Annotated in this window: 13 protein-coding genes; 7 read left to right on the forward strand and 6 right to left on the reverse strand. The window is 71.1% G+C overall.

The window, feature by feature from the left end; translation table 11 throughout:
* The first annotated feature begins 37 nt into the window (after positions 1-37).
* The 5 genes from ABIA32_RS02755 (at position 38) to ABIA32_RS02775 (ending at position 4,102) form a co-directional block, all read left to right on the forward strand.
* Positions 38-1,021 carry a sigma-70 family RNA polymerase sigma factor gene (locus ABIA32_RS02755; RefSeq protein WP_370092119.1) on the forward strand — a complete coding sequence of 328 codons (984 nt, stop codon included), beginning with the start codon at positions 38-40 and terminating at the stop codon, positions 1,019-1,021.
* 95 nt (positions 1,022-1,116) lie between these two features.
* Positions 1,117-1,857 carry a DUF899 domain-containing protein gene (locus ABIA32_RS02760; protein WP_370092120.1) on the forward strand — a complete coding sequence of 247 codons (741 nt, stop codon included), beginning with the start codon at positions 1,117-1,119 and terminating at the stop codon, positions 1,855-1,857.
* 111 nt (positions 1,858-1,968) lie between these two features.
* A complete protein-coding gene (locus ABIA32_RS02765) occupies positions 1,969-2,370 on the forward strand; it encodes a YciI family protein (RefSeq protein WP_370092121.1) in 402 nt (133 codons plus the stop codon).
* An 18-nt stretch (positions 2,371-2,388) separates the two neighbouring features.
* A complete protein-coding gene (locus ABIA32_RS02770) occupies positions 2,389-3,678 on the forward strand; it encodes an RNA polymerase sigma factor (RefSeq protein WP_370092122.1) in 1,290 nt (429 codons plus the stop codon).
* Between the two features lie 130 nt (positions 3,679-3,808).
* Entirely contained in the window at positions 3,809-4,102 is a 294-nt protein-coding gene (locus ABIA32_RS02775) for a hypothetical protein (RefSeq protein ID WP_370092123.1), read from the forward strand.
* A 53-nt stretch (positions 4,103-4,155) separates the two neighbouring features.
* Here the strand turns inward: ABIA32_RS02775 and ABIA32_RS02780 are convergent, their stop codons facing one another.
* The 5 genes from ABIA32_RS02780 to ABIA32_RS02800 all read right to left on the reverse strand — a co-directional run bounded on the left by ABIA32_RS02780 (position 4,156) and on the right by ABIA32_RS02800 (position 11,217).
* A complete protein-coding gene (locus ABIA32_RS02780; protein ID WP_370092124.1) occupies positions 4,156-6,705 on the reverse strand; it encodes a CBM35 domain-containing protein in 2,550 nt (849 codons plus the stop codon).
* A gap of 83 nt (positions 6,706-6,788) precedes the next feature.
* The gene (locus tag ABIA32_RS02785) at positions 6,789-7,625 is read right to left on the reverse strand and encodes a carbohydrate ABC transporter permease (RefSeq protein WP_370092443.1); all 837 of its coding nucleotides are present in this window, start codon (positions 7,623-7,625) and stop codon (positions 6,789-6,791) included.
* A gap of 23 nt (positions 7,626-7,648) precedes the next feature.
* Positions 7,649-8,539: a carbohydrate ABC transporter permease gene (locus tag ABIA32_RS02790; protein WP_370092444.1), complete on the reverse strand. Its 891-nt coding sequence runs from the start codon at positions 8,537-8,539 to the stop codon at positions 7,649-7,651.
* A 171-nt stretch (positions 8,540-8,710) separates the two neighbouring features.
* On the reverse strand, positions 8,711-10,024 hold the full coding sequence (locus tag ABIA32_RS02795; RefSeq protein WP_370092125.1) for an ABC transporter substrate-binding protein: 1,314 nt from the start codon (positions 10,022-10,024) through the stop codon (positions 8,711-8,713).
* Between the two features lie 116 nt (positions 10,025-10,140).
* Positions 10,141-11,217, reverse strand: a complete 1,077-nt coding sequence (locus ABIA32_RS02800; RefSeq protein WP_370092126.1) for a LacI family DNA-binding transcriptional regulator — start codon at positions 11,215-11,217, stop codon at positions 10,141-10,143.
* A 190-nt stretch (positions 11,218-11,407) separates the two neighbouring features.
* On the opposite strand from ABIA32_RS02800, the gene ABIA32_RS02805 reads away from it, so the two are divergent.
* Together ABIA32_RS02805 and ABIA32_RS02810 are read left to right on the forward strand one after the other, a co-directional pair.
* Positions 11,408-13,588 (forward strand): glycoside hydrolase family 36 protein, encoded by a 2,181-nt coding sequence (locus ABIA32_RS02805; RefSeq protein WP_370092127.1) that lies wholly within the window; start codon positions 11,408-11,410, stop codon positions 13,586-13,588.
* A gap of 7 nt (positions 13,589-13,595) precedes the next feature.
* A complete protein-coding gene (locus ABIA32_RS02810) occupies positions 13,596-14,285 on the forward strand; it encodes a ribonuclease H (RefSeq protein WP_370092128.1) in 690 nt (229 codons plus the stop codon).
* 113 nt (positions 14,286-14,398) lie between these two features.
* On the opposite strand, the gene nadE is transcribed toward ABIA32_RS02810, so the two are convergent.
* Complete coding sequence (gene nadE / locus ABIA32_RS02815; RefSeq protein ID WP_370092129.1) at positions 14,399-15,241, reverse strand: ammonia-dependent NAD(+) synthetase; 843 nt, start codon at positions 15,239-15,241, stop codon at positions 14,399-14,401.

The raw sequence follows: 15,241 nt of genomic DNA on the forward strand, positions 1-15,241 counted from the left end.
GGGGACGTTGTCACAGGCGGGGCGTAAGGTCCGCAGCATGTCGTCCGACTTTCCGGCAGCCGCCCTGCGGGACGAGGCGGAACTGGAGCAGTACCGCCGCGAGTTGACCAGCTACTGCTATCGCATGCTCGGTTCGCCCTTCGAGGCCGAGGACGCGGTGCAGGAGACGATGCTGCGCGCCTGGCGGGGCGCGGCCGAGTTCCAGGGACGCTCCTCGCAGCGCACCTGGCTGTACCGGATCGCGACGAACATCTGCCTCGACATGCTGCGGGGGCGCAGGCGCCGCGCCCTGCCGATCGGTCTGGTCCCGTCCACGTCGGCGAACGACCCGGTGCTGGGCCCGGCTCTGCCGCAGACGCGCTGGGTGCTGCCGGTCCCGGACGCTCGGGTGCTGCCCGACAGCTCGGATCCGGCCGAGCTCGCCGCCTCGCGCGAGAGCGTCCAGCTCGCCTTCGTCGCCGCGCTCATGTGCCTGCCCGCTCGCCAACGGGCGGTACTGATCCTGCGCGAGGTCCTGGGTCTGACGGCCGCCGAGGTGGCCGACCTGCTCGGCACGACCACCGCTTCGGTGACCAGCGCCCTGCAGCGGGCCCGGGTCACCCTCGCCGGGCAGGCGGCCCTCCCCACGCCGCCCTCCCGCCCGGACGACGCCGCCCGGCACCGGCTCCTCGCCGAGTACGTCGACGCCTTCGAGCGCTACGACGTGGCCCGGCTGACCTCGCTGCTGCGCGACGACGCCGTGCAGCAGATGCCCCCTTTCGCGTTGTGGATCCAGGGCGCCGACGAGATCGGCCGCTGGATGCTCGGCCCGGGGAGCGAGTGCCGCGGCTCGCGCCTGCTGCCGACCAGCGCCAACGGCTGCCCGGCCTTCGCCCACTACCGCTCGGACGGCAGGGGCGGGCACCGGGCCTTCTCGATGCAACTGCTGGAGGTGGAACCCGAGGGCGACCGCATCCGCGCGCTCCACAGCTTCCTCCTCCCGGAGCTCTTCGCCACATTCAGTTTCCCGCTCACGCTCTGACGACCGATTAGTTTCTCGCAGTCGCGTCGTCCAAGTCTTCGAGGGACGGCGGGCCGCCAGGGCCCGTTCGTCGGAGATCGGAGAGCGAGCACCGTATGAGCCTGCCGGAGATCGTGTCGCGCGAGGAATGGCTTGTCGCCCGCAAGGAGCTGTTGGCCAAGGAGAAGGAGTTCACCCGCCTCAAGGACGCACTCAACGCCGATCGGCGGCGGTTGCCGATGGTAAGGCTGGACAGGGAGTACACGTTCGAGTCGGCCGAAGGAAAGTCCGGCCTGCTCGATCTGTTCGCGGGCAAGCGCCAGCTCATCGTCCAGCACGTGATGTTCGACCCGGCCTGGGAGGCTGCCTGCCCCGGCTGCACGGCCAGCGTCGACGAGATCCCCGAGGGTCTGCTGGCCCACCTGCGGATCCGCGACACCGAATTCGCTCTGGTCTCGCGCACGCCGCTGGAGAAGTTGGAGCAGTACCGGCAGCGCCGGGGCTGGTCGCTCCCGTGGTACTCCTCCTACGGCAGCGACTTCAACTACGACTTCCACGTCTCCCTGGACCCCGCCGTGGCGCCCGTGGAGTACAACTACCGCAGCGCCACCGAGCTCGCGGAGGTGAACGCGGACTGGCTGACGGACGGCCCCTCGGAGCAGCCCGGCATCAGCTGCTTCCTGCGCGAGGGTGACGACGTCTTCCACACCTACTCGACCTTCGCGCGCGGCAGCGAGGCGCTCGGCGGCGCCTACGCCTTCCTCGACCTGACCGCCCTCGGCCGCCAGGAAGCCTGGGAGGAACCGAAGAACAGGTCGGCGAATCCGCGCGGCGCCGACCCGACCTTCGCCAACTGAGCCCAAAATAGTTCGGGAGAGTTCTCGCCCGGGTGTCGAAATCGCGGAGCGTGCTTCTACCTGTCAGTGAGAGCGCCCCACCCGAGGGCGTGCGAGCCCGAGGAGCAGGACATGAAGTACATGCTGTTGATGCAGTTCAGCACGGCGACGGCGGACTTCCCGACGATCGACACCTGGACGCCCGAGGAGATCCAGGCGCATATCGGCTTCATGCGCGACACCAACGCCAAGCTGTCCGCCGCCGGCGAGCTGGTCGACGCGCAGGGGCTGGCGATGCCGGACACGGCGAAGATCGTCCGCTCGCACGGCGGCGGCGCGCCCGTGGTCACCGAGGGACCCTTCCCCGAGACGAAGGAGTGGGTGGCCGGCTGGTGGATCGTCGACTGCGAGACCTCCGAGCGGGCCGTGGAGATCGCCGCTGCGGTGTCGGCGGCGCCAGGTCCCGGTGGGGCGCCGCTGAACATGCCGATCGAGGTGCGTCAGGTGATGTCGGCGCCGACCGAGGAGCTGTGACCGCTGACTGACCCCCGCGTGCCGGTCGAGGCCGTGCCCGTCGACGACCTGCTGCGCGAGCTCGCGCCGCAGGTCGTCGGCGTGCTCACGCGACGGTTCGGGGACTTCACCGCCGCCGAGGACGCCGTCCAGGAGGCGCTGCTGGCCGCCGCCGTGCAGTGGCCCGAGGAGGGGATTCCCGGCAACCCGCGCGGCTGGCTGATCCAGGTCGCCCAGCGCCGGATGACCGAGGAGGTGCGCAGCGAGCAGGCGCGCCGCCGTCGGGAGGACCAGGTCGCCCGGCAGGTGCCGGACGACCGGCGGGCGGCGCCCGCGGCGGACGCCGAGGACGCGGCCGGGCGCGACGACACGCTGACGCTGCTCTTCCTGTGCTGCCACCCGGTGCTGTCGCCGCCCTCGGCCCTCGCACTCGCCCTGCGCTGCGTCGGCGGGCTGACCACGGCCGAGATCGCGCGTGCGTTCATGGTGCCTGAGGCGACGATGGGGCAGCGGATCAGCCGGGCGAAACAGCGCATCAAGGCGTCCGGCGTCCCGTTCCGGATGCCGGAACGGGACGGCTGGGCGGAGCGCCTCGACGCGGTACTGCACGTCCTCTACCTGATCTTCAACGAGGGCTACGCCACCAGCGTGGGCGACGACCTGCAACGGGTGGAACTGGCCCGCGAGGCGATCCGGCTGACCCGGGCCGTGCAGGCGCTGCTGCCCGAGGACAGCGAGGTCGCCGGGCTGCTGGCACTGATGCTGCTCACCCACGCCCGCAGCCCGGCCCGCACGGGGCCAGGCGGCGAGCTGATCCCGCTGGCCGAGCAGGACCGAGGCCGGTGGGACGGCGCGGCCATCGCCGAGGGGATCGCGCTGATCACCGCCGCACTCCCGAGGGGCCCGGTGGGCCCGTACCAGGTCCAGGCGGCGATCGCCGCCGTCCACGACGAGGCCGCCACGGCCGCGGAGACCGACTGGCCGCAGATCCTCGCCCTCTACGGCGTACTCGAACGCATCTCCGAGAATCCGGTGGTCGGGCTCAACCGCGTCGTCGCCACCGCCATGGTGCACGGCCCGCAGGCGGGCTTGAGCGCCCTGGACGCCCTCGCGGCGGATCCCCGGCTGAAGGGCCACCACCGGGTCACCGTGGTGCGGGCCCATCTCCTCGAGATGGCCGGCGACCGGGCCGGCGCGGCCGAACTCTTCCGCGCCGCCTCCCGCGCCACCGCCAGCCTCCCCGAACGCCACCACCTCGCCATCCGTGCCGCCCGCCTGGCCGGCCCCGACGGCGCCGGCACCGGCGGAACGGCGGGACCCGCGGCCTGACGCGTGGAGCAGCAGCGCGCCTCGGAGCCGAACGGCCCACGCGGCGTGCGCGGCGGGAGACTGCGGCGTCAACTGGCGGAGGGGGATACATCCAGATTTCCCGGAGCAACCCTCAAGAGCGGAGCTCACCATGGCGATCGTGGCCGTGTTCGACCTTCCCGGTGTCACCCAGGCCCAGTACGACGAGTCCACCTCCCGGCTGTCCGGCGGCGGCAAGATGACCTCACGCGCCGACTGGCCGGTGGCCGGGCTCATCTCACACGTGGCGGGGCCCAGCCCGTCCGGGTGGTTCGTCGCGGACGTGTGGGAGTCCAAGGAGTCGTTCGAACAGTTCGGCACGGTCCTGATGCCGATCCTGGCCGAGATCGGCTTCCCCGACGTGCAGCCGAAGATCTACCCGGTCCACAACGTCGTCACGTCCTGACCCTCAGGCCGAACCCCTGGCCGGCAGCGCAGGCCAGGGGTTCGGCTGCGGGCTCAGCCGGTGACCGGTGCCAGGTCGATGCGGTCGATGTTGGGCGCGTAGGCGGTGGGGTTGGCGAAGGTGACGGTGTTGGCGCCGGAGGTCAGCGTCACCGGGACCGGCAGCGCCCAGTAGCCCGACCAGCTGTAGGTGTTGCGGAACATGACGGTCTGCGCGGTACCTCCGTTGACGGAGATCTGGGCGGCGCGGGAGACGACGTTGGTGTTGTAGTTGCCGCTGCCTGAGACCTGGTCGTTGGCGTAGCGGACCAGCATGACGTAGCGCCCGACGCTCGGGGCGTTCACGTGGAACGTGAGCGTGTTGGCCGCGCCGTTGCCGATGTAGCCGACGTCTTTCCCGCCCGAGGCGTTCGCATCGGCGGTCACCACGGCGGTGCCGGCCAGGGTGGCGTTCTCGGCCTCGTAGCTCGTCACGCCGGTGGTGTCGCCGGAGCCGTCGACGCGCAGGTCGCGCACGGAGGTGAGACCGCTGCCGGTCGGGGCGAGGTTGATCCGGTTGTTGCCCGCGAAGAGGTAGAGCCGGGTGGCGGCGTCGGTGAGCGTCCCGCCGGTGGAGCCGAGCGTCGCGGCCGTGGTGCCGTCGAGGCTGAGGGCGGTGCTGCCGCCGGCCGAGGAGTAGTCGGTGTGGACGGTGTAGTAGCCGTCCTTGGGGGCGTACACGTCGAAGGTCGCGGTGCTGCCCGAGGAGAGGGCCAGGGCTCCGGTTCCGGTGGTGCCGGAAGCGGTGTAGTCGTACGTCGGGCTCCCGGTGGCGTCCGCGTAGGTGGCCTCGTAGACGGTCTCCGGCGTGGCGCTCGCGGCGGTCAGGTCGATCTTGTCGAGGGTGACCTCGTTGGTGCCCTTGGCCAGGGTCAGCGTGTGCGTACCGGCGCTCAGCGTGAGACTGACCGGGGCCTTGCTGCGGTAGGTCCAGTTCAGCGTGGACGGGTAGGCGACGGTCTGCGCGGAACCGCCGTCGACGGTCAGCGTCTGGGTGGCGGGGCCGCCGGACTGGTTGCCGTAGAAGACGTCGAGGTTGTAACTGCCGGTGGTCGGCACGGTGACCGTGAAGGCGACCTTGCTGGTGGACTGGTTGAGCGAGCCGACGTCCTTGCCGCCCGAGCTGGTGTAGCCGTTGGCATTGGACTGGCTGGCCTGGGTGTAGACGGTGCCGTTGGTGATGGCGGCGTTCTCCGCCTCGTAGGAGGCGGTCCAGGGCACCACCGGAGCCGTCGGCGTTCCGGTCCCCGCAGGGTTCACGGTGATCCGGTAGGCCGCAAGAGAGTTGAGCCCGGTGAGCGGGACGGTGACGCTTCCGTCAGCGGCGACGGTGTACGTCGTACGGGCCAGCGTCAGCGGCGCGGCGGCGGCGCCCTCGTACCCGCTCCACGCCGTCTGCTGCACGCTCACATCGACCTGGCTGCCGAAGGTCGCCGCCGGGATGTGCTCGATCACCGCGCTGACAGACCCGGAAGCGCCGCCGAGCAGCACCTGGGCCTGCTTCTTCGAGGTGTCCAGCGAGGCGGTGCCCTGCAGGGTGTCGACGGTGTCGAGCTGAGGCGGCGTCACCGCGACGGTCTGCCCGCTCAGTCCTGCGTACCAGCGAAGCAGCCACCAGTCGCCGTTGGGGATGTTCGTCTGCCCGACGTTGTCGTCCAGGTTGCCGGCGATGTCCCAGTAGGCCTGGTCGGCGTAGACCTTGTTCCGTTCGAACATGGAGATCCACTGGATCATCTGGCCGGGCACCGAGAGGTCGCGGCGGTTGCCGTACTCGTCGATGTCCACGGGCAGGGCCGCGATGCCGTCGGCGCTCTCCAGGGCGCGGTAGGCGGCGATGTGGGCGTCGAAGCCGGTGAGCGAACCGGGGTTGAGCTCGTGCCAGGTGGTCATGGTCGGCAGCACGTTGTTGGCCTTGGCCCAGGGGTAGAAGTCGCCCATGAAGCGGGCGTCCCAGTTGGCCTCGTTGGGCCCGGCGATCCGCGCGGTGGGGATGATGGAGCGGATCTTGTCGTAGACCGAGATCCAGTCGGCCTCGAAGGTCGCCCGGTTGGCCGCGTAGGTGGTGGCGTCGGAGACGCCCAGGTTGTACCAGATCCAGTCGGGCTCGTTGAAGGGCACGAAGACGAACTTCGCCGCGTCCGGGCCGGCCGCGACCTTGCGGACCATGGTGTCGACCTTGGCCAGATAGTCGCTGATGCCCGGCTGCTCATAGGGCCACTTGGCATAGATGTCCTGCATGTAGATCAGCACGTCGCCGCCGCCGTCGGCCTTGTAGCCGGGCTCCACGGCGAGCGCGTCGCCGTTGGGGTGCTGCAGTCCGTCGGGGGCCTTCTGCGCGATGGTGGTGACGTGCAGCGGGGCGACCAGATTGTCGCCGGGGACGCCCTGGTCGCTCAGCCCGTAGAGCGAGCCGTTGGCGCCGTGCAGGACGGCGCCGGTCGTGGCGGCCAGGTCGACGCCGAGTTGCGGGGTGGCCGCGTGGGCGGCGGGGACGGAGAGCGCGGTGGCCGCGAGCGCGGCACTGAGCAGGGAGGTGCCGAGGAGCCTACGAGAGCTTCTGCGCATGGGTGTCCTCCTCCCCCCGCGTCGTCGCGGGAGGGTGACGGGTGCCGCTGGGTGGGGTGGGGACGTGCAGGGTGTGCGCGGCGCTACTTGACCGCGCCGCTGGTGATGCCGGCGACGATCCGGCGCTGGGCGACCAGGAAGACGGCGACCATGGGCAGGCTCATCACCACGACGTAAGCGAAGATCAGGTGCCAGTTGTTCAGATACAGCTGCGCGCTGGCCACCTGGTAGAGGTTGAGCGGCAGGGTCGCCTGGTCTCCCCCGCCGAGCACGAAGAAGGCGTAGAAGATGTCGCTCCAGGCGAAGAGCATCACCATGATGGTGGCGGTGGCGATCACCGGGCGCAGCAGCGGCAGGATGATCCGTGCGAAGATCCGCAGCGGTCCCGCGCCGTCCACCCGGGCCGCCTCCTCCAACTCCTCCGGCAGCGTGCGGATGAACCCGGTCATGAAGAAGATCGAGGTGGACAGGTACATCCCGGTGTAGACCGCGATCATGCCGGGCCGGGTCCCGGCGAGGCCGAGCTGGCGCAGCTCCATCACGATGGTGATCACCGCAGGCGGGAGCAGCAGCCCGCTGATGGTGACCGCGTACATCGCGCCGACCAGCCGCCCCCTGCGCCGGGCGAAGACCCAGGCCGCGCCCGCGCCCAGAACGAGGATCAGCACGACCGACGGCACGACGACCAGCAGGCTGTTGAAGAAGCCCTGGAAGATCTTGCCTTCGTCGACGGCCTGCCGGTAGTTCGCCGCCGCCTGGAAGTGGTGCGGGAGCGCGAGGTTGGGCTTGACCGCCTCGGCCTGCGGCTTGGCCGAGGTGACGGCGACCAGCCAGAGCGGGACGCCGATGGTGACGGCGGCCAGCACCAGCACGACCAGGGGCCGGACGAGGTCCCGGGCGCTGCGGCGCGGCGCGCGGATGACGCGGGTGAGTACGGCCGTGGTCACAGTGCCTGCTCCCGTCGGCGCAGTCCGATGATGACCGGGACCGCGAGAACCACCACGATGAGGAAGAGCACCAGGCTCATCGCGGAGGCCTGCGCGTACAGGCCCTCGCCGAAGATGCGGAACATGTAGATGTTGAAGACCTCGGTCTCGCTGCCGGGACCACCGCCGGTGGTGGCCTGCACGATGTCGAAGGTGTTCATCGAGCCGATCAGGGCGGTGGTGACGTTGAAGGTGGCGGCGGGGGCCAGCAGCGGGAAGCGGATGGACCAGAAGCTGCGCCAGGCCCCCGCGCCGTCGATCCTGGCCGCCTCCATCACGTCGGCGGGAACGCTCTTGAGGCCGGCCAGGTAGATCAGCATGGCCAGTCCCATCCATTTCCAGGCGTGGATCAGCGTGGTGACGACCAGCGTCCAGGTGGTGGAGCCGAGCCAGGGGGTGTTGACGTGGTGTCCGGCCAGGGCGGACAGGAGGCTGTTGAGGGCGCCGTCCTGCGCCAGCAGCGCGCGGAAGACGTAGCCGACCGCGAGCGCCGAGATCAGCACGGGCAGGAAGAACGCTGCGCGGAAGAAGCGGTTGAAGCGCGTGTCACGCTCCAGCAGCAGGGCGAGCGCCAGTCCGAAGCCGTTCTGGAAGAGCGCGACCAGCACCGCGTATTCCAGGGTGATCCTGATGTCCCGCAGCATCGAGCCGTCGTGCAGGATGCTCTGGAAGTTGGAGAACCCGGCGAAGCTGATCCCGGTGTGGAAGGCCGACCAGTTGGTGAAGGGGTAGACGAAGTTCAGCAGGTTCGGCAGCAGGAAGAAGACGCCGAACACCGCGATCGCGGGCAGGGCGAACCACCAGGGCTGGTCGGCCCGCCGCTTCCGGCTGCGCCCGGCACCGCGCACGGCGGGCGGGCGGCCCGCGTCCGGTTCGGCCGCGGCGTCCGGGACGCCGGCGGCGGTGGCTGTGTGCGCCACGACTGGTACCTCCGTGAGAGGGCCCCCGAGGCCGGGGCAGGGAGTGGTCGGCCCCGGGGGCGGTGGTGCGATCCGAGTGACGGTCAGGCGGTGTCCGGATCAGAAGCCGGCGATGGCACGCGCCTTGAGGACCTGGGTGAACTGGTCCTCGGCGGCCTGGGCGACCTGCTGCGGCGTCTTCTTGCCGTAGATCATGTCGGCGAGCGCCAGGTGCATGTCGGGGGCGGTCAGTGCCTTGACCTGGAAGACGCCGATGGCGGTGTCCAGCGCCTTGGCCTGGTCGACGGCGGTCTGCGGCAGACCGGCCGGGTTCGGCACGGCGGGCTCGACCGAGACGACCTTGTTGGCGGCGATGTAGTCCGCGTAGTCCGGGCCGAGCCAGTAGGCCAGGAACTGGCGGGCGGCGTTCTCCCGGCTCGCGTCACCGGACTTGAAGGCGACCACGCCGTTGGTCTGGTCCGGGGAGTACTCGGCGGTGGCCGAGCTGTTGGAGATCGGGAACCAGCCGAGCTTGGCGTCCATCTCGGCGGTGCTCGAGGTGGCCTGGATCTCGGACTGCAGCGACGTCACGTTCAGCGCCATGGCGGCGGTGCCGTCGAGGATCGCCTTGCCCTGGTCGACGAAGGTGCCGGTCTTGTAGTCGGCCTGGGCCAGCCCGGCGTCGAGCAGCTTGGTCTTGTACTTGGTGATCGCGCCGACGATCGTCGGGTTGGTCCAGCTGTCCTTGTTCTTGTTGAGGTTGTCCCAGAAGCTCTGCTGCAGGTCCGTCATCTGCACCTGGACCTGCCACTGCAGCGGCCACTTGTCGCCGCCGACCTCGAAGAACGGAGCGACGCCCGGCGCCTTGGCCTTGATCTGGGCGGCGTCGGCGAGCATCTCGTCGTAGCTCTTGGGCATCGCGGTGATGCCGGCCTTCGCGAAGACGGCCTTGTTGTAGTAGACGCCGAGGACGGCCGGGCTGGTCACGATGGCGGCGTAGCGGTGGCCGTCGACCTGGCCCAGACCCTGCTCGGTCTTGCCGAGCGTGGACACCCACGCCTCGTTGTCGAGCGGCAGCAGGTTGGTCTGCGGCTGGATGAAGGGCAGCGTGCTGCCGGTGGGCTGCCAGAACATCAGGTCGGGCTTGACGCCGGAGGCCAGCTTGGTCGGGACGTTGGACTCGTAGGGGTCCGGTATCACCTCGGTGGTGACGACGGCGCCAGTCGCCTTCTCGAAGGCGTCGATGGCCTGCTTGGGCTCGTTGACGCTGTTCTGCGCCACCCACATGGTCAGGTGCACGCCCTTGAGGCTCGCGCCGGGGTCCACCGAGGTGGTCGGCGCGGCGGCGGAGCCGGCCGAGGTGGCGTCACTGCAGGCCGCCGTGGTGAGCGCGAGAGCACAGCTGATCGCGAGGGCGGGGAGAACTCTCTTCATGGTGGCTTCCTTGCCTTGGTTCAGAGGAGTCGTACGAGTGGGGGCGTGCTGCCGATCCGTGTGAGCGCTAACAAATGGTTGGAGAGTCCGTACGCGGAGGCGTGCTCGACGTTCGGCTAGCGGGCGAGCGAACTTTCGCGGAGGACCAGCTCCGGCTTGGCCACCTCGACCGCGCTCCGCGCCGCCGCGCCCGGCGGGTCGAGTTGGTCGCGCAGCAGGGCGAAGGCCGCCCGGCCGATGCCGGTGAAGTCCATCCGCACGCTGCTCAGCGAGGGGGTGAGATAGGCGGAGTGCGGTGCGTCGTCGAAGCCGATGACACTGACGTCGCCCGGCACCGAGCGACCCGCCTCGTGCAAGGCGCGCAGCACGCCGAGGGCCAGGTCGTCGTTGCCGCACAGCACCGCGGTGACCGTCGGATCCCGGGCCAGCGCGAGCCCGGCCTGGTAGCCGGCTCTCGCGTCCCAGCCCTTGCCGCAGGGCTTCGGCGGGGTGACACCGGCGTCCTGCAGCGCCTCCCGCCAGCCGGCCGCGCGCGGTGAGGGCCGACGGGCGCCCGGAGAGGAGGAGGGGATCGCCACGTAATGGACGGTGGCGTGCCCCAGACCGAGCAGGTGGGCGGTGGCCTCCCTGGCGGCTGCGCGGTCGTCCGCCCAGACCGACGGGCGGGCCGGGATCCGGCCGCCCGCGGGGCTCTCCACGGCTGCGGTGCACGCCAGCCCCGAAGGGACGCGCTCCAGCGCCGCTGCGCCGATCCGGTCGTAGGCGATGACCAGGACGCCTCCCCCGCTGTCCGCGGCGGCGGCCAGCGCGCGGTCGATGTCGGCGTCCTCGTCGGAGTCGAGCACGCTGACGCCCACGGAGAAACCCGCCGCCCGAGCCTCCTCCTCCACGCCCTGCAGGGTCGCCGCATAGCCGTAGAGGGTGGTGTTCGAGGTCAGCACGGTCACCGCCCTGACCGGACCGCCGGCCAGCGCCAGTGCGGTGGCGCTACGCCGGAAGCCCAGCTGGGCGATGACCGCGTGGACGCGGTCACGGGTCTCCGGCCTGACACTCGGGTGATCGTTGATCACCCGGGAGACCGTCTGGTGGGAGACTCCGGCGACACGCGCCACGTCGCGGATGCTGGCGGCCTTGCGCTGCTCGCCCTCGGGTGGGGCGGCGGCGTCCGCTCTTGTGTGACCGGTCACAGGCATGCCAGGATTGTTAACGGTCACATGGACGGGCGTCAAGAGTCCGTAATCAGGGATTTACCTCCACGCAGCATGGGCCGCACTCCTCGGCCGAGCTGTTCCTCACGGGGAATCAGCAGCTCAACAGCGCTGCGCTGAACACGAATCGCCGTACACGCACACAGCCGTAACTCGCACGCAAGGGGAAGACGCGTTGACAACTGTTGCCCGCACGAGTGCACCGTCCCTGCTCTGGTCGCACCCGGCGCTCGGCCTCCAGCTGCTGCTGGCCGAGGACGGCGGTGTTCGGCTCGGCGCACCGGGGCAGCCCTGGGAGTCCCTGGTCCCGCTGGTCGAGATCACCGCGACCGGGCACGGGCGGGAGTGGTCCGGCGAGAGGTTCATCGAGACCGCCGTCGGCGCCAGGATGCGTCACCGCGGCCATCTGACGGACCATCGGGACGGCTGGGACCGCCTCCGCGTCCACCTGCACGACCCCGTCAGCGGGCTGACCGCCGTGGTCGCGCTCAGCACGCGCGACACGCTGCCCGCACTGCCCGTGCTGCGGGCCGAGGTACTCCTGCGCAACGACGGCGAGGCCACGCTGCGGGTGGAGTCGGTCAGCACGCTCACTCTGGGCGGCCTGGCCGACGCGAGCGGGCGCCTCGACGGCCTGGACCTGCAGTGGGCCGACAACGACTGGCTCGCCGAACTCCGCTGGCAGCAGGCCCCGCTGCGCCGGCACGTCGTCGACCTGACCCGCTCCGCGCACGGCCACGAGGGGCGGGGCTGCTTCGAACGCAGCTCGCAGGGCAGCTGGTCCACCGGCCGCCATCTGCCGATGGGCGTCCTGAGCCAGCGCGGCACCGGTCGCGCCTGGGCCTGGCAGATCGAGTCCGGCGCTGGCTGGCGCTACGAGGTCGGCGAGCGCGAACACGCCGCCTACCTGGCCCTGTTCGGCCCCGACGACGCCCACCACCAGTGGCACCGGACCCTCGCGCCCGGCGACGAGTTCACCACCGTGCCCGCCGCCCTCGCCGCCGTCCCCACCGGCGGCCCGGAGGCCGCGTTCGGCGCGCTGACGGCCTACCGCCGCCTGATCCGCCGCCCGCACCTGGACCAGTGGACCTTGCCGGTGATCTACAACGACTACATGAACACGCTGATGGGCGATCCCAGCACCGACCGACTGCTGCCGCTCATCGAGGCGGCGGCCGGCGTCGGCGCCGAGTACTTCGTCATCGACGCCGGCTGGTACGACGACGACGCGGAGGGCTGGTGGGACTCGGTCGGTGCATGGGAGGCCGCCGAGAGCCGCTTCCCCGGCGGGCTGCAGCGGGTCCTCGACGCGATCAGGGACCACGGCATGGTGCCCGGCCTGTGGCTGGAGCCGGAGGTGGTCGGGGTGCGCAGTCCCCTCGCCCGCACCCTGCCCGAAGCGGCCTTCTTCCAGCGCGGCGGCGTCCGGGTCACCGAGCACGGCCGCCACCACCTCGACCTGCGCCATCCCGCCGCCCGCGCGCACCTGGACGCCGTGATCGACCGCATCGTCGGCGAGTGGGGAGTCGGCTACCTCAAACTCGACTACAACATCAACGCCGGCCCCGGCACCGAGCTGAACGGCGAGGCGCCGGGCGCGGGGCTGCTCGGCCACCACCGCGCCCACCTGGCCTGGCTCGACTCGGTCATGGACCGCCACCCCGGACTCGTCCTGGAGAACTGCGGGTCGGGCGGACTGCGGATGGACTACGCCTTGCTCGCCCACACTCAGCTCCAGTCCACCAGCGACCAGCAGGACTTCCTGCGCTACCCGCCGATCGCCGCCGCCGCTCCCACCGCGGTGCTGCCCGAGCAGGGCGCCGTCTGGGCCTACCCCCAGCCCGAGTTCACGGACGACGAGATCGCTTTCACGCTGGCCGGCGCGCTGCTGGGCCGGATCCACCTCTCCGGCTTCCTGGACCGCATGAGCACCGGCCAACGCGCGCTGGTCACCGAGGGAATCACCGCCTACAAGCGCGTCAGGGCGGAGCTCCACGACACCGTCCCGTTCTGGCCCCTGGGCCTGCCCGGCTGGGACGACGACTGGATCGCCCTCGGTCTGCGGGGCGATGCGTCGAGCCTGGTGACGGTCTGGCACCGGGCCGCAGCGGCCGGCGGGTCGGCCGGCGGGTCGGCCGGTGTCTCTGGGCCTCGCCGCGTGCTGCCCCTTCCCCACCTGCGCGGGAAGGGCGCTCGCGTCGAGGTGCTCTACCCGGCCTCGGCGGCGAGCGGAATCGAATGGGACGACGAGCGCGGCGAACTCACTGTCGAGCTGCCGAACCTCCCCGGGGCCGTCGTGGTGCGATTCGGGCCGAAGCCACCCGCTCGTCACAGCAGCGGAGCGGACCTGGGATGATCGACCCATGGTCGACCGCATCATCGCCGCCTGTGACGGCGCCGCCAAAGGCAATCCCGGGCCCGCCGGCTGGGCCTACGTCATCGCCGACTCCTCCGGCGTCCCCCAGCGCTGGCGCGCGGGCGCGCTCGGGCACAGCACCAACAACATCGGTGAACTGACAGCGCTGGAGCAGCTGCTGGCGGACACCGACACCTCGGCGCCGCTGGAGGTCAGGCTCGACTCCACCTACACCCGCGACGCGGTCACCAAGTGGATCGCCAACTGGAAGCGCAACGGCTGGCGAAAGGCCGACGGCAAGCCGGTCCTCAACCAGGAGCTGATCCAGCACATCGACGAGCTGCTCACCGACCGCGAGGTCACCTTCGTCTACGTCCCGGCGCACCAGGTCGACGGCGACCCGTTGAACGCGATCGCCGACAAGGCCGCGAGCGACGCCGCCCGCCACCAGCAGGACGCCTCCGGCACCGGAGCCGACCTGCCCGTCCCCGACCCGGTCACCCCGGCCGGCCCGGCCAAGATCGCCCGCGCGCCACGCCCCGCAGCGAAGACCTCCTCCGGCGGCGGGTCCGCCCGCACGCTGGCCGCCCGCTATCCGGGCACCTGCCCCTGCTCCCGCCCGTACGCCAAGGGAGACAAAATCACCAAGGTCGGCTCCGGCTGGGGCCACCCGGAGTGCGCCGCAGCCTTCGCCTGAGGCCCGCCGCCGCCTGCGGCAGTCTCCCGACGCCGGCGGGCCGGCGGGCAGCCTGCGTCGGCCCGGCGTTCAGGCACCCTCCGGAAGCTGAGGCGTTCCGGCCGGTCAGCGCGTCAGCGCCGCCACCAGTCGTCGAGCGGGGTGACCGGGACGGTCCGCTTGTGTCGGGTCGCGAGGAAGATCGACTCCAGCTTCGCCGCCACCTCGGGCGCGACCTCGGCGCCTTCGAGGTATGCGTCGATCTGGGTGTACGTCAGGCCCAGTGCCACCTCGTCGGGCAGCGCGGGCCGGTCGTCCTCGAGGTCGGCGGTCGGCACCTTCTCCCAGACGCTCGGCGGCGCGCCCAGCTCCTGCAGCAGCGCTGCGCCCTGGCGCTTGGTCAGTCCGGTGAGGGGGGTGAGGTCGACACCGCCGTCGCCGTACTTGGTGAAGAAGCCGGTCACGGCCTCGGCCGCGTGGTCGGTGCCCACCACGAGCAGGCCCAGCTGCCCGGCGACCGCGTACTGGATCACCATGCGCTCGCGGGCCTTGATGTTGCCGCGCACGAAGTCCCGCAGCTGGGCCTGGTCCCCCAGCGCCTCCTGAACGCCCTGCGCCGCCTCGGCGGCGACCGCGTCCGCGCTCGGCTTGACGTTCACCGCGATCGACCGGTCCGGCCGGATGAAGCCCAGCGCGATCTGCGCGTCGTGCTCGTCGGCCTGCACGCCGTAGGGCAGCCGCACCGCGACGAAGGTGGCCTCGTGCCCCTCGGCGCGCAGCTCCTCACTCGCGAGCTGGCAGAGCCGTCCGGCCAGCGTGCTGTCCTGGCCGCCGCTGATCCCGAGGACGTAGCCCTTGGCCGGGGTCGAGCGCAGGTAGTCCTTGAGGAAGTCGACTCGCTGCCGGATTTCCGTCTTGGGCACGATGGTCGACTTGACGCCGAGCTCGGCGACGATCTGCTCGCGTAGGTTCGCCAT

This window comes from Streptacidiphilus sp. MAP12-20, assembly GCF_041262525.1.
Taxonomy (GTDB): domain Bacteria; phylum Actinomycetota; class Actinomycetes; order Streptomycetales; family Streptomycetaceae; genus Streptacidiphilus.

Coding starts and splice junctions, on each gene's coding strand:
- ABIA32_RS02780 (WP_370092124.1), bottom strand. CDS start 6,705: ATGCGCAGAAGCTCTCGTAGGCTCCTCGGCACCTCCCTGCTCAGTGCC.
- ABIA32_RS02800 (WP_370092126.1), bottom strand. CDS start 11,217: ATGCCTGTGACCGGTCACACAAGAGCGGACGCCGCCGCCCCACCCGAG.
- ABIA32_RS02755 (WP_370092119.1), top strand. CDS start 38: ATGTCGTCCGACTTTCCGGCAGCCGCCCTGCGGGACGAGGCGGAACTG.
- ABIA32_RS02810 (WP_370092128.1), top strand. CDS start 13,596: ATGGTCGACCGCATCATCGCCGCCTGTGACGGCGCCGCCAAAGGCAAT.
- ABIA32_RS02795 (WP_370092125.1), bottom strand. CDS start 10,024: ATGAAGAGAGTTCTCCCCGCCCTCGCGATCAGCTGTGCTCTCGCGCTC.
- nadE (WP_370092129.1), bottom strand. CDS start 15,241: ATGGCGAACCTACGCGAGCAGATCGTCGCCGAGCTCGGCGTCAAGTCG.
- ABIA32_RS02765 (WP_370092121.1), top strand. CDS start 1,969: ATGAAGTACATGCTGTTGATGCAGTTCAGCACGGCGACGGCGGACTTC.
- ABIA32_RS02775 (WP_370092123.1), top strand. CDS start 3,809: ATGGCGATCGTGGCCGTGTTCGACCTTCCCGGTGTCACCCAGGCCCAG.
- ABIA32_RS02760 (WP_370092120.1), top strand. CDS start 1,117: ATGAGCCTGCCGGAGATCGTGTCGCGCGAGGAATGGCTTGTCGCCCGC.